Source organism: Streptomyces hydrogenans (genome assembly GCF_014656075.1).
Lineage (GTDB): Bacteria > Actinomycetota > Actinomycetes > Streptomycetales > Streptomycetaceae > Streptomyces > Streptomyces hydrogenans.
This window is the reverse complement of sequence record NZ_BNBS01000047.1, coordinates 1-13,890: the sequence shown is the minus strand read 5'-3', so window position 1 is coordinate 13,890 and position 13,890 is coordinate 1. Positions and strand designations below refer to the sequence as shown.

Genomic DNA, 13,890 nt, shown 5'->3' with positions numbered 1-13,890 from the left:
CCGTGCGCGTCGGCGGGCGCCCGCTTGGCCCGCGCCCCGCCGCGTACCACCGCGCCCCTCCCCCTCCCGCAGGCATGTCTCCGGCATGCCCTCGAAAGGAGTTCCCGTGTCCTCGATACCCCGTCGTTCCCTCCTCAAGGCGGCCGCCGTCGCCGGCGCCGCCGCCCAGTTCAGCTGGGTGCTCGGCCGGAACGAGGCGCAGGCCGCGCCCGCCGCCGAGGTGCCCGCGGAGGAGCGACCCGCGAGCGTCTCCTGGCTGGAGCCGGGCGGCCTCGGCGCCGCCGGAGGGTCGACCTTCGGCGTCGCCTGGCCCAAGGGCGTCCACCCGGGCGACCGCGAGTTCGCCCTCACCACCGCCGACGGCGCCCCCGTCCCCGTACAGACCTGGACCACCGCCCGGTGGCCCGACGGCTCCCTCAAGTGGACCGCCCACGCCGTCGGCCCCGAGGCGGCCGGGGCCGAGCGCTACTCCCTCGCCCCCGGCACCCCCGCCGCCGGCGCGAAGACCGTCACGGTCACCGAGTCCGGCCGCCGGATCACCGTCGACACCGGCGTCGTCAAGGCCGTCCTGTGGAAGGACGGCGGGAAGCTCGTCGAATCCCTGACCCGTGACGGCGTGAAGATCGCCACCGACGGACGCCTCGTGCTGCTGCGCCAGGGCGACCTCGACGACGGCGACCAGGGCAACGCCAAGTGGGAGCGGTTCGACGGCGAGATCTCCGGCGCCGTCGTCGAACAGGCGGGCCCCGTAAGGGCCGTGGTCCGCGTCGACGGCAAGCACCGCAAGGGGAGCCGCAGCTGGCTGCCCTTCTCGGTCCGGCTCTACTTCCACGCCGGCTCCGAGGCCCTTCGGATGATCCACACGATCACCTTCGACGGCGACCAGGACAAGGACTTCATCCGCGGCCTCGGCGTCCGCTTCACCGTCCCGATGCGCGACGCCCCCTACGACCGGCACGTCCGCCTCGCCGGCCAGGACCAGGGCTTCCTCACCGAGGCCGTCCAGGGCGTCACCGGCCTGCGCCGCGACCCCGGCGCCGCCGTCCGCGCCGCCCAGGTCAAGGGCGAGAGGCTGCCCGACCCGGCCACCTGGGACCAGCGCGTCACCACCCGGCTGCAGTACATCCCGACGTGGGGCGACTACACCCTCTCCCAGCTCACCGCCGACGGCTTCGGCATCCGCAAGCGGACCAAGCCGGGACACGGCTGGATCCCCGCCGGCGGCGGCCGCCGCGCCGGCGGCTTCGGCTACGTCGGCGGCGCGAGCGGCGGACTCTCCTTCGGCCTCCGGGACTTCTGGCAGAAGCACCCCGCCCAGCTCGACGTCCGCAGCGCCGCCGGCGACGAGGCCGAGGTCACCCTCTGGCTCTGGTCGCCCGAGGCCCAGCCCATGGACCTGCGCTTCTACCACGACGGCATGGGCCAGGACACCTTCCCCGAGCAGCTCGAAGGGCTCAACATCACCTACGAGGACCACGAGCCCGGCTTCGGCACCCCCTACGGCATCGCCCGCACCAGCGAGCTGATGTTCTGGGCCAACGCCGCCACCCCGACCGCCGCCGCCCTCGTCGCCCAGGCCGCCGCCGTCCGCGTCCCGCCGCAGCTCGCCGCGAGCCCCGAGGACCTCGTCCGCGCCCGGGTGTTCGGCGGACTGTTCTCGCCCGTCGACCGCTCCACCCCCGCGAAGGCGAAGATCGAGGACCGCCTCGACTACCTCTTCTCCTACTACAAGGACCAGGCCGAGCAGCGCCGCTGGTACGGCTTCTGGGACTACGGCGACATCATGCACACCTACGACGAGGACCGGCACCAGTGGCGGTACGACGTCGGCGGCTACGCCTGGGACAACTCGGAGCTCTCGCCCGACCTGTGGCTCTGGTACGCCTACCTGCGCTCCGGCCGCGCCGACGTCTTCCGCTTCGCCGAGGCCATGACCCGCCACACCGGCGAGGTCGACGTGTACCACCTCGGGCAATGGGCCGGCCTCGGCACCCGCCACGGCGTCCAGCACTTCGCCGACAGCGCGAAGCAGCAGCGGATCTCCACCGCCGTCTACCGCCGGCCCTACTACTTCCTCACCGCCGACGAACGCGTCGGCGACCTCATGCACGACCTGGTCGACTCCGACGAGACCTTCCTCGTCCTCGACCCCATCCGCAAGATCCGCACCGAGCCCTACACCCCCGACCGCCACGCCCTCTCCATAGGCTTCGGCACCGACTGGAGCGGCCTCGCCGCCGCCTGGCTCACCGAGTGGGAGCGCGGCGGACCCAAGGCCGCCAAGGCCGAGGCGCGCCTGCGCTCCACCATGGAGACCATCGCCGCCCAGCCCAACGGCTTCGTCCAGGGCACCGGCCTCTACGACCTCGACACCGGCCGCTTCGCCGTCGCCGAACAGCCCGTCGTCGGCGTCTCCCACCTCTCCGCCATGTTCGGCCTGGTCGAGATGTGCGCCGAGCTCATCGACCTCGTCGACCTGCCGGCCTTCAAGAACGCCTGGCTCGACTACTGCCGCTACTTCAACGCCTCCAAGACCGAGCAGGCCGCCCGCTACGGACAGAACTTCGGCACCCTCCTCCTCTTCCAGGGCCACTCCCGCCAGGACGCCTACGCCGCCGCCCAGCTGAACGACGCCAAGCTCGCCCAGCGGGCCTGGGCCAAGTTCGACAAGAGCGACGGCTACACCTCCGCCATGGTCTGGGACAAGACGCCCGTGCAGGGCCCCGCCGCCCTCGAACCCGGCTACGAACACCTCTGGATCAGCACCAACACCACCGCCCTCTACGGCCTCGCCGCCATCCAGAACCTCGCCCTCGTCGGCGACCACCTCCCCGCGTGACGGACCGGAGAAGCCCGATGAACCGGAGAAGCCCGATGAAGAGGACACCCGTCCTGGCGGCGAGCCTGCTCGCGCTGCTCGCCGCCACCGCACCCGCCCAGGCCGGCGAGAACCCCTACGGCCAGGGCCTCGACCACTGCGCCGCCACCGGGACCGGCGCCCTCGCCTGCCACTTCGACCTCGCCCCCGGCACGTACGACGTCACCGTCACCCTCGGCGGCGACACCGCCGGCGCCACCGGGATCAGCGGGGAGACCCGGCGCGCCCTGCTCGCCGAGACCCCGACCGCGGCCGGCGAGCGGATCCGCCGCTCCTTCACCGTCGACGTCCGCGACCCGGAGGGGGAACCCACCGGGCCCGCCGGCACCCCCGGCCTCGACCTGCTCCTCGACGGCTCCGCCCCGCGCGTCGACTCCCTCCGCGTCACCCCCGCCCCCCACGCGACCCGCCTCTTCCTGATCGGCGACTCCACCGTCTGCGACCAGCCCGGCGACCCGTACACCGGCTGGGGCCAGCGCCTCCCCGTCCACCTGAAGCGGGGCGTCGCCGTCGCCAACCACGCCGACTCCGGCGAGAGCACCGTCACCTACCTCGCGAACCCGGCGCTCTTCGACACCGTCGAGGCCGCGATCCGGCCCGGCGACCCCGTCCTGATCCAGCTCGCCCACAACGACAAGCAGACGGACGCCGCCACCTACCGCGCCCACCTCACCACCCTGGTCGAGCGGGTACGGGCCCGGGGCGGCGCACCCGTCCTCGTCACCCCCGTGGTGCGCCGCTGGTTCAACGCCGACGGCACCCTCGACAACGGCGTCGCCCTGCTCGTCAACGGTCTCGGCGTCGACCACCCGGCCGAGATCCGCGCCCTCGCCGCCTCCCTCGGCACCCCGCTGATCGACCTCACCGCCCTCACCAAGGCCCGGGTCGAAGAGCTCGGACCCGAGGCGTCCAAGGCGCTCTACCTGACGACCGAGAAGCGGGACAACACCCACACCTCGGTCCGCGGCGCAACCGAGTACGCGGCCCTCGTCGCCGCCGAGTTGAAGGCCCAGGGCCTGCTGCCCGAGCGGGCGCTCCGCTAGGGCGGGCTCAGACGTCGCGGTGGCGGACCGCCGCCACCGCGACGGCGAGCCCCGCCGCCGCCCAGGCGCAGAGGACGGCCCAGGCCTCCGTCGCCGTCGCCGGGTACTTCTCCGGCACCGGCAGCGCCGGGTCGCGGACGAGCGTCACCCAGGCGTCCAGGGGCAGCAGATGGCCCGTCTCCCGCACCCAGCGGTACGTGTCCCCCTGGAACAGCGCGGGCACCAGCAGGAGCACGCCGATCACCGTGACGGCGGCCCCGGCCGCGTGGCGCACCAGCGCCCCGGCCGCCAGGCCCGCAAGGCCGCACACCGGCGCGAGCAGCGCGGACGCGACCACGGCCCGTGCCGCGCCCGGATCCGACAGCGACAGACCCCCGTGGTCCCGCAGCAGCGCCTGCGTCGCCCCGAAGGACGTGAGGGTCACGCAGGCGCCGAAGACGAGCAGCACCGCCGTCACCACGAACGCCTTCGCGGCGACGACCGACCGCCGGTCCGGTACGGCCGCGAACGTGGTCCGTGCCAGGCCCGTCGCGTACTCGCCGGAGAGCGCGGCCGCGCCGAGGCAGGCGGCGAGCACCATCAGCAACTGCCAGGCGGGGTCGACGAAAGCGGTCCCCAGCGCGTCGAACGCGAAGGGCGCGGCCTCGCGGGCGGGGTCGGCCCCCGCCCCCGGCGGCGGGAGAGGTCCGTGGTCGAGCCGGTCCGCGTTCGACCGGGCCGCGTTGACGCAGATCCCGGTCACCACGAGTCCGCCCACGCCGAGGGCGTACGGGGTCGAGCGCAGCGACCACAGTTTGGTCCACTCCGAGCGGATCAGGTGCCGGAACCGCGTCGGCCCCGCCGGCGGGGCGAGGTGGCGGACGGATGCGGGGGCGTTCATCGGGTGGACTCCTCACGGCCGGACACGGGCAGGGGCGCGACGGGGTGTCCGGGACCCGGCCCGGGGGGCTGAGGGACGCCGAATTCGACCTGCTCGGCGGTCAGTTCCAGGAACACCTGCTCCAGCGAGGCCGTCCGGGCGGACAGCGCGTGCAGCCGCACCCCGTGCGCGTGCGCCAGGTCGCCGACGCGCTCGGCGCTCACGCCGGTCACCGTCCAGCCGCCGTCGCCGGACTCGCGGAGCGCCGCCCCGGGCTCGGCCCGCAGCGCGTCGGCGAGGGCCGGCGGGTCCGGGGTGCGGACCACGACGGTCGTGCCCCCGCCCCGGGCGGCGAAGACCGAGAGCGGCTCCGCGGCGACGACCCGGCCCCGGCCCACCACGAGCAGGTCGTCGGCGGTGTGCTCCATCTCGCCCATGAGGTGGCTGGAGACCAGGACCGCCCGGCCCTCCGCGGCCAGCGACCGGAACAGGCCCCGCACCCAGCGGACGCCCTCCGGGTCGAGGCCGTTGAGCGGTTCGTCGAAGAGGAGGACCGGCGGGTCGCCGAGGAGAGCGGCGGCGATCCCGAGCCGCTGCTTCATGCCCAGGGAGAAGCCGCCGATCCGCCGGCCGGCCGCCGCGGCCAGCCCGACCGTGCCGAGGACCTCCTCGACCCGGCGGACCGGCAGGCCGTTGCCGTGGGCCAGCGCGGACAGGTGGGCGCGGGCGCTACGGCCCCCGTGCACCTCGTGGGCGTCGAGGAGGGCTCCGACGTGCCGGAGTCCGCGCGGCCGGTCACGGAACGGCCGGCCGTCGACCGTGACCGTGCCGGAGGTCGGCGCCGTGAGGCCGAGGATCATGCGCAGGGTGGTGGACTTGCCCGCCCCGTTGGGGCCGAGGAAGCCGGTCACCCGGCCCGGCCGGACGGTGAAGGACAGCCGGTCGACCGCCGTGACGGCGCCGTAGCGTCTGGTGAGTGCGTTCGCTTCGATCACGCCGTCCACGCTGCCGCCGGACGCCCCCTCCCGGCATCGGCCGACGGGCGTGCCCCGGGGGCCGCCCTGTGGCCCGCGGGCGTAAGCCGCCGGGCCGATGCGCCGCCCGGCTGCACTTCCTAGGATTCCCGCATGACCGTTCCCCCGGCCGTGACCCGTGCGCTCACCTGGGCGGCCGCCCTCGCCTACCTCGCGGTGCCGACCGCCGTGGTCCTGCACACCGCGGAGCCCACCGGGGCACGTCTCGTGCTGCCCGTGCTGTCGGCGGCGCTGGTCGTCCCGCTCTTCCCGCGCCGCCCGGGGGCCGCGCTCGCCGTGCTCCTGGCCGGATCGGCCTCGGCGGCGGTCGTGGCCTCCTCGCGGATCGCCTCCCTGTATCCGCCCGGCAGGGGCGTCGGCTGGCAGCTCGGTCAGGCGCAGGCGCTCCTCGCCGGCCTCGCCGTGGCGTACGTGGCCGCCACCCGCCGCGCCCGCGCCGCCGCCGCGGCCACCGACGCGACCCTCGCCGTGCAGGCGTTCTCCCTGGGGCTCGCGCGCACGGGCGCGGACGTGTACGTCTCCGAACTCGTCGTGCTCGTGCTCACCGACGCGTTGGCCTGGACCGCCGGCCACCTGCTGCGCGAGCGGCGCCGCCACGCCCGGGAGCTGCGGTCACGGGAGGCGGCCGAGGCCGTCACGACGGAGCGGCTGCGCATCGCCCGGGAACTGCACGACATGGTGGCGCACAGCATCGGCGTCATCACCATCCAGGCCGGGGTGGGCCGCCGGGTCGCCGGCTCCCGGCCCGAGGAGGCCCACCGGGCGCTCGCCGCGATCGAGAGCACCGGGAAGGACACCCTGGCCGGGCTGCGCCGGATGCTGGTCGCCCTCCGCGCGGACGACCCCGAGGCCGCGCCGCGCGCACCCGCGCCCGGTCTCGCGGACCTCGACCGGCTCGTGGCGGCGACCGCCCGCGCGGGCGTGCGCGTCGGCCTGGAGCGGCGCGGGACGCCCCGCGGGCTCCCGCCGGACGTCGAACTCGCCGCGTACCGGATCGTGCAGGAAGGAATCACCAACGTGGTGCGGCACGCGCGCACCGACGCCTGCCGGGTCGTCGTCGACCTGAGCGGCGGCGCGGTCGGCGTCGAGGTCACGGACGACGGCCCCCGCCTCCCGGACCGGGCCGGCGGCCGCGGGGACGGCTCGCGGGGATCCGGCGCAGGCTACGGCATCACCGGCATGCGCGAGCGGGTCGCCCTGCTGCACGGCGAGTTCACGGCCGGACCGCGACCGGGCGGCGGCTTCCGCGTCGCGGCCCGCCTGCCCGCCCCGGAGGAGTCCCGGTGACGGCCGCCCCCATTCGCCTCCTCCTCGTCGACGACCAGCCCCTCATCCGGGCGGGCCTGCGGCTGCTGGCGGCCGAGACGCCCGACCTCGACGTGGTCGGCGAGGCCGCCGACGGCGCCGAGGCGGTCGTCCTGGCCGAGCGGACCCGTCCCGACGTGGTGCTGATGGACGTACGGATGCCGGTCATGGACGGCATCGAGGCGACCCGGCTCGTCGCCGAAGGCCCCAGCGGCGCCCGGGTGCTGGTCCTGACCACCTTCGACGACGACGAGAACGTGTACGGGGCGCTGCGCGCCGGCGCCTGCGGCTTCCTCGTCAAGGACATGGACCTCGACGACATCCTCGGCGCCGTCCGGGTGGTCGCGGGCGGGGACGCGCTGATCGCCCCGGCGGTGACCACCCGCCTGATCGCCGCCTTCGCCCGGCCGCCCGCTCCCGTCGCTCCCGCTGCCCGGCCCCTCCCCGCGACCGTCACGGACCGCGAGCGGGAGGTCCTCACCCTCGTGGGGCGGGGCCTGTCCAACCAGGAGATCGCGGGCGAGCTCTTCATCAGCCCGGCCACCGCCAAGGCCCATGTGGCCCGGCTGCTCACCCGGCTCGCCGCCCGCGACCGCATCCACCTGGTGATCCTGGCGTACGAGTTCGGACTGGTGGCCCCGGGCCTGTGAGCCGCGGACGGCCGATCGGCCCGCGGGGCCGCTGCCTGCGTCACCCTCGCCCGAGCGGGGCGAACGACAGGGCGAAGGACGCCGGGGACGCGTCCAGGCGGTGCTCCGGGAGCACGCCCGGGCCGCAGGACTGGGAGCCGATGCCGTGCAGGGCGTGGTCCAGGTTCAGCCACAGCGTGTCGCCCGGCACCAGGTCCGGGCGGTGCGCGGCGGCGTCCAGCTCCGCGTGGGTCCAGCGGCGGGCCGTGAACCAGAAGGACGGCTCGCCCGCCACGCGCAGCCCCGCGCCGGCCCCGTCCGAGAGCTCCAGCCACCGGGTGTCGATCCGGGCGCCGTTCTCCTGCGGGCGCACGTACGGCGTCTGGAGGCCGGCCACCGTCGACTCCCAGCGGCCGAGGCGGGCCGCCGCCCGGGTGTCCGGGTAGGCCTCCCCGGGGCCGCCGCCGTACCAGACCGCCCGGTCGAGCGCGGCCGGCAGGCCGAGCCGCACCCCGAGCCGGGGCAGCGGCACCGGCCACGTGCCCTCCGGCACCACGTCCACGTCCAGCCGCGCCGCCGCGCCGCCCCCGGACCAGCGGTACGTCACGGCCAGCCCGAAGTCGCGGCCCGCGGGCGCCAACCGGCTCCGGACCGTCACCCCCTCGCCGTCCGGCGCCACCCCGTCCGTGCGGTGCCGCATCCGGTGCAGGCCCAGCTGTCGCCAGAGCGGCCCCCACCGCACGTCGGGCTGCCAGGGCGCGCCCTCGTCGTTGTCCGTCGGCGCCCGCCACACGTCCAGCCCGAACCCGGACACCGCCAGACCGCCCAGCGAGACGAGCGCGCCCGAGCGCGCGTCGAGCACCGCCGGGCCGAGGACGATCCGCCCGTCCTCCACGGCCGGCCGGCGGGCCGGGGACGGCTGGGCGAGGGGGCGCCGCCCGGTCACGGGCCACTGTCCCCAGGCCATCTCGTGGCCGGACTCCGCCCATGGCGTCGCGGCGGCCAGCAGCGCCCGCACCGTCCACAGCGTCTCCGCGTCCGCCGCGTGCGCGGGCGGCTCCGGCAGGGCCGCCTCGGTCCGCTCCCCGGCGGCCGTCGGAGGCACCGTCAGCGGCCCTTCGGCCACCACCTCGCCGTCCGCGAGGAACTCCCACCGGAAGGCGTAGGCGGACAGGTCGGCCACGTCGTGGAGGTTGCGGACCGCGACCGTGCCCGGCCGCTCGCCCGGCGCGATCCGCACCGGCTCGATCACCTTCTTGTACGCGAGGAGGCCCGGCGAGGGCGTCCGGTCCGGGAAGAGCAGCCCGTCGCAGACGAAGTTGCCGTCGTGCAGCTCCTCCCCGAAGTCGCCGCCGTAGCCGAAGCCGTGCACCGGATGGACCAGGCCGTGGTCGATCCACTCCCACACGAACCCGCCCTGGCAGCGCTCGTACGTCTCGAAGAGGCGCTGGTACTCGTCGAGTCCGCCGGGGCCGTTGCCCATCGCGTGCGCGTACTCGCAGAGGACGAGGGGCAGGGCGCGCCGGGCCGCCGGGCCCCCGTCCTCGCGCCGGCCGATCTCCGCCACCTCGGCGTGCGGCGGGTACATCCGGGAGTACACGTCCACGTCGGCGCAGGACCGGTCGCCCTCGTAGTGCACCGGCCGCGACGGGTCCCGGTCGTGGATCCAGCGGGCCATCGCGGTCAGCCCGGCCCCGGTGCCGCACTCGTTGCCCAGCGACCACAGCACCACCGACGGATGGTTCTTGTCCCGCTCGACCAGCCGGGCCGCCCGGTCGAGCAGCGCGGGCGTCCACCGCTCGTCGTCCACCGGATTGCCCCGCCAGCCCAGCTCCTCGAAGCCGTGGGTCTCCAGGTCGCCCTCGTCGATCACCCACAGGCCGTAGGTGTCGCACAGGTCGAGGAAGGCCGGGTGCGGCGGGTAGTGCGAGGTCCGGACGGCGTTGACGTGGTGCCGCTTCATCAGCTCGACGTCCGCGCGCATCGTCTCCGGGTCCAGGGTCCGCCCGGTCTCCGGGTGGAACTCGTGCCGGTTGACGCCCCGGAAGAGGATCCGCCGCCCGTTGGCCTTGAGGACGCCGTCCTCCACGTACACCGAGCGGAAGCCGATCCGCAGTCCGATCCGCTCCCCGCCGGCCGTCAGCTCGCCGTCGTACAGCCGGGGCACCTCGGCGCTCCACGGCTCCACCGGCATCCTGACGGACTCCCCGGCGGCCAGGTCGAGCCCCAGCTCCGGCACCCGGACCCGGGCGGGCACGTCGCAGTCCACCCGCAGCTCGCCGGTGCCGGTGGCGTGGTCGTACGAGGCGTGCACGAAGTGGTCGCCGACGGCGCCCTCCGGGCGGTGCAGCAGCGTCACCTCCCGGAAGACGCCGGGCAGCCACCACTGGTCCTGGTCCTCCAGGTACGACCCCGAGGACCACTGGTGGACGCGGACCGCGAGGACGTTGTCCCGCTCCCGCAGCAGCTCCCCGACGGCGAACTCGTGGGCGAGCCGGGAGCCCTTGAACCAGCCCAGCTCGGTGCCGTTCAGCCACACCTGGGCACAGGACTCGACCCCGTCGAAGCGGAGCACCGCCCCGCCCTCCGCCGGCCAGTCGTCCGGCAGGTCGAACCGGCGCAGGTGGTCCCCGGTCGGGTTCTCGTCCGGCACGTGCGGCGGGTCGACCGGGAAGGGGTAGACGACATTGGTGTACGCGGGCCCGCCGAACTCCCCGTCCTTCCCCTGGAGGACCCAGTGCCCCGGCACGGTGACGGTCCGCCAGCCGCCCGCGTCGAATCCGGGCTCGGTGAACGCGGTGTCCGCCGCGTCGGCGGCGGGGGAGAGGCGGAACGCCCAGTCGCCGCCGAGCGGCAGCCGCGCCGCGTCGGATGCGGCGGTCCAGGCGCGTGGCGGCAGGGTGCCGTGCTCGGGGGCGAAGGACGTGTACCAGGGCAGACCGGTCATGGTGCTCCCAACGGAAGGGCGGCGAAAAGGGACGGGCGAAGAGACGGGGGAAGGGGAGGGGAGGAAGCGGCAGGGGAGGGACACCTGCCGGAAAGCGCTTGCGCGACCGGTTCCATCCCACCCCGTCGCACGCCCCCGCACAACCCCGCGCGGCACCCCGGCCCTTGGACTCTTCGCACCCCGCCTGGACAGTCCGACGAGCGGACGCCTAGGGTCGGGGGTCCCTGTCGTCGACGGGCACCCCACCACCCCGGAGGACCCTCCGCCGCGTCCGGAGGACCCTCCGCCCCACCCCGGCGCACCCGCCCGGAACAGCCGAGGAGCGCGCACGTGGTCACCCTCGCCGACGTCGCCCGTCACGCCGGTGTGTCGGCCAGCACCGTCAGCTACGTCCTGAGCGGCAAGCGGTCCATCTCCGCCGCCACCCGCGAGCGCATCCAGGACTCCATCGACGCGCTCGGCTACCGCCCGCACGCCGGGGCCCGCGCCCTGGCCGGCGGCCGGACCAGCATCCTCGCGCTGATGATGCCGCTGCGCACCGGCCTGTACGTGCCGGTGATGATGGAGATCGCCATGGCCGTCACCACCACGGCCCGCACCCACGGCCACGACGTCCTGCTGCTCACCGGCGAGGAGGGCCCCGAGGCCGTCCGCAGGGTCGAGGGCAGCGCCATCGCCGACGGCATGATCGTCATGGACGTCGAACTCGACGACCCCCGCCTGCCCCTCCTCCGGGAGGCCGAGCGGCCCTCCGTCCTCATCGGCCTGCCCGCCGACCCCGCCGGACTCGACTGCGTGGACCTCGACTTCGCCGCCGCCGGCGCCCGCTGCGTGGACCACCTCGCCGGCCTCGGCCACCGCCGCCTCGCCGTCCTCGGCGAACCCCCCGCCGTCTACGCCCGGGGCACCGGCTACGCCGAGCGCACCCTCGCGGGCGTCCGCGCCGCCGCCGAGGCGCACGGCGTCGAGCTGCTCCACCGGCCCGTCGACGGCACCTACGCGGCCGTCTCCGCAGCCGTCACCCGGATCTTCGAGGAGCGCCCCGGCACCACCGCCCTCCTCGTGCAGAACGAGGCCGCCGTCGAGCCGCTCCTGGCGGTCCTGCGGCACCAGGGCCGCGCCGTCCCCGAGGACGTCTCCGTCGTCGCGGTCTGCCCCGACCAGGTGGCCGCGCACGCCTCCGTACCGCTCACCGCCGTCACCGTGCCCGCCCAGGACCTGGGGCGGATCGCCGTCGAACGGCTCGTCGCCCGGCTCGGCGGCGCCGCCGTCCCCGGCACCGAACTCCTTCCCCCGCGCCTCACCGTCCGCGCGAGCACCGGCCCGGCGCCCGCCGCACCCGGGGACGGCCGTGGCCGGGACTGACACCGGCGAGGAGCCGGACGCCGCGGCCGAGTTCCGCGCCTTCTTCGACCGCCACTACGCCGAACTCGCCCGCCTCGCGCACCTCCTGACCGGCGAGACCGACGCCGCCGACGACCTCGCCGCCGACGCCATGCTGGCGCTCTGGCACCGCTGGGACCGGGTCCGCGCCGCCGACCACCCCGCCGCCTACGCCCGGGGCGTCGTCGCCAACCTCGTCCGCAGCCGCATCCGCGGCACCGTCCGCGAGCGCCGCCGGATCGCCGCCTTCTGGGACCGCCGCCCGGAGCACACCGAGGACCCGGACGTCCCCGCCGTCGTCGACGTGCGGACCGCGCTGCGCGCCCTGCCGTTCCGCAAGCGGGCCTGTGTCGTCCTCCGGCACGCCTTCGACCTCTCGGAGCGGGACACCGCCCTGGCCCTGGGCGTCTCGGTCGGCACGGTCAAGAGCCAGACCGCCAAGGGCATGGCGGAGCTGCAGAAGCTGCTCGGCGGACGGGCCGCCACCGAACTCGCCTCGGGGAGGCGCTGATGGACGAGACACGGCTGCGCGGCGAGCTGCGCGAGGCGGCGGCCGCGCACCGCCCCGACCGGGCCCGGATCCTGGCCCGCGTCGAACGCGGCATGGCCGCGCCGCCGCCCCGGCGGGAGCGGAGCCGGGGCTTCGGCGCGGGGCGCCGCTGGCCGGTCGCGGTGACCGTCGCCGCCGGGCTCGTGGGCGTCGTCGCCCTCGGTGGCCTCGCCGTGACCGCCCTCCAGGACCGGCCCGCGCCGCCGCCGGTCGCCGTCGCGCCCGACCCGCCGGCCCGCGCGGCCGGCAGCGTCGACCCCGGCAGCAACCGCTGGTGGGCGCAGAGCGACCTGGCGGTCACCTCGGACGTCGAGGTCACCGCCCTCACCGTCGAGCTGCGCGTCGCCCTCACCGGAGGGGTCGTCAGCACGGGTCGGTGGCAGACCCGTTCGGCCGACGACTTCACCGTCACGGTCGCGGAGGAGCGCGGCGCCCTCGTCTACCGCTGGACGCTGAAGGAGGGCCGCGCGGTCCCCGCCGGCCCGCACACCTTCGCCGCCCAGTACAACCACGCCGAAGGCACCCGCGACGCCTCCGCCGACACCTACACCGTCGTCCTCACCGCCCCCGACGGCGGCCGGACGACCCTCCGGGGCGGCTTCGGCTGAGACCGGACACCGCCCCGTACGACGTCCTCCGGCTGAACGTCGTCAGCGGCTCCACCGGCACCGGCTTCCTCGGCGCCGCCACCGCCCTCGACCGCCTGGACCCGCTCGTCCGGCACGACGGACGGAGGCCGGGCGGCGATGCCGCCCGGCCTCCGGGTGGTGGTGGGTCACCTGCCGAGCCCGTCGCCGGGGTCCCGGGCGACACCGGTGTCCTCGCCCTCGATCTCGATCCGCTCCTTGCGGACCTGACCGGTGACGGTCTCCTCCTCGGTGACCTCGTCGGTCTCCAGGCGGACCCGCTCGACGGGGACGGCCCGGGTCTCGACGACCGGACGCTCCTCGTGCAGGGTCACCTCGTGCTCGGCCTCGGAGATCTCGGGTCCGGACAGGGCCTCGTCGCGGTTGGCGTCCGTGATCGGCTCGCGCACCACGCGGACCTCCTCGTGGCGCACCGGCACGGTCTGCTGGACCTCCTCGGTGACGACGTACTTGCGCAGCCGGACGTGTCCTGTCTCGACCTCCTCGGTGCCGACGTGCATCCGCTCCTCGGAACGGGTCATCGCGTCGCCGAGCGGAGCCGCCGTGTCGTCCGTGCCGGGCATGCCCGCGGTACCGGCCGTGCCCGCCGTGCCGGCGGCGCCGGCGAGGACGGCG

Annotated in this window: 11 protein-coding genes; 7 read left to right on the top strand and 4 right to left on the bottom strand. The window is 75.7% G+C overall.

Translation table 11 applies throughout. From position 1 onward, the window contains the following. Window positions 1-106 precede the first annotated feature (106 nt). Together IE321_RS20655 and IE321_RS20650 are read left to right on the top strand one after the other, a co-directional pair. On the top strand, window positions 107-2,839 hold the full coding sequence (locus IE321_RS20655) for an exo-rhamnogalacturonan lyase family protein (protein WP_190224051.1): 2,733 nt from the start codon (window positions 107-109) through the stop codon (window positions 2,837-2,839). 35 nt (window positions 2,840-2,874) lie between these two features. Further along, a complete protein-coding gene (locus tag IE321_RS20650) occupies window positions 2,875-3,921 on the top strand; it encodes a rhamnogalacturonan acetylesterase (protein ID WP_190224050.1) in 1,047 nt (348 codons plus the stop codon). Between the two features lie 7 nt (window positions 3,922-3,928). On the opposite strand, the gene IE321_RS20645 is transcribed toward IE321_RS20650, so the two are convergent. After that, window positions 3,929-4,801: an ABC transporter permease gene (locus IE321_RS20645; protein ID WP_190224049.1), complete on the bottom strand. Its 873-nt coding sequence runs from the start codon at window positions 4,799-4,801 to the stop codon at window positions 3,929-3,931. Continuing rightward, window positions 4,798-5,775, bottom strand: coding sequence for an ATP-binding cassette domain-containing protein (locus tag IE321_RS20640; RefSeq protein WP_190224048.1), 978 nt, complete (start codon window positions 5,773-5,775; stop codon window positions 4,798-4,800). Before IE321_RS20640 ends, IE321_RS20645 begins: the two co-directional genes overlap by 4 nt. A gap of 132 nt (window positions 5,776-5,907) precedes the next feature. On the opposite strand from IE321_RS20640, the gene IE321_RS20635 reads away from it, so the two are divergent. Both IE321_RS20635 and IE321_RS20630 read left to right on the top strand, forming a co-directional pair. Then, window positions 5,908-7,101: a sensor histidine kinase gene (locus tag IE321_RS20635; protein ID WP_190224047.1), complete on the top strand. Its 1,194-nt coding sequence runs from the start codon at window positions 5,908-5,910 to the stop codon at window positions 7,099-7,101. Then, window positions 7,098-7,769, top strand: a complete 672-nt coding sequence (locus IE321_RS20630; RefSeq protein WP_190224046.1) for a response regulator — start codon at window positions 7,098-7,100, stop codon at window positions 7,767-7,769. Before IE321_RS20635 ends, IE321_RS20630 begins: the two co-directional genes overlap by 4 nt. Before the next feature lie 40 nt (window positions 7,770-7,809). On the opposite strand, the gene IE321_RS20625 is transcribed toward IE321_RS20630, so the two are convergent. Continuing rightward, entirely contained in the window at window positions 7,810-10,695 is a 2,886-nt protein-coding gene (locus IE321_RS20625; protein WP_190224045.1) for a glycoside hydrolase family 2 TIM barrel-domain containing protein, read from the bottom strand. A gap of 330 nt (window positions 10,696-11,025) precedes the next feature. Here IE321_RS20625 and IE321_RS20620 point away from each other — a divergent pair, with 330 nt between their 5' ends. Genes IE321_RS20620 through IE321_RS20610 form a run of 3 tightly spaced genes read left to right on the top strand, consistent with a single transcriptional unit; the run spans window position 11,026 to window position 13,236 of the window. Continuing rightward, window positions 11,026-12,060 (top strand): LacI family DNA-binding transcriptional regulator, encoded by a 1,035-nt coding sequence (locus tag IE321_RS20620; RefSeq protein WP_190224044.1) that lies wholly within the window; start codon window positions 11,026-11,028, stop codon window positions 12,058-12,060. Then, window positions 12,047-12,589: a SigE family RNA polymerase sigma factor gene (locus IE321_RS20615; RefSeq protein WP_190224043.1), complete on the top strand. Its 543-nt coding sequence runs from the start codon at window positions 12,047-12,049 to the stop codon at window positions 12,587-12,589. Before IE321_RS20620 ends, IE321_RS20615 begins: the two co-directional genes overlap by 14 nt. Next, a complete protein-coding gene (locus tag IE321_RS20610) occupies window positions 12,589-13,236 on the top strand; it encodes a hypothetical protein (RefSeq protein WP_190224042.1) in 648 nt (215 codons plus the stop codon). Before IE321_RS20615 ends, IE321_RS20610 begins: the two co-directional genes overlap by 1 nt. Window positions 13,237-13,403: 167 nt before the next feature. Here the strand turns inward: IE321_RS20610 and IE321_RS20605 are convergent. Next, on the bottom strand, window positions 13,404-13,890 hold a 487-nt coding region (locus tag IE321_RS20605; protein WP_190224041.1), incomplete at its 5' end, for a YsnF/AvaK domain-containing protein.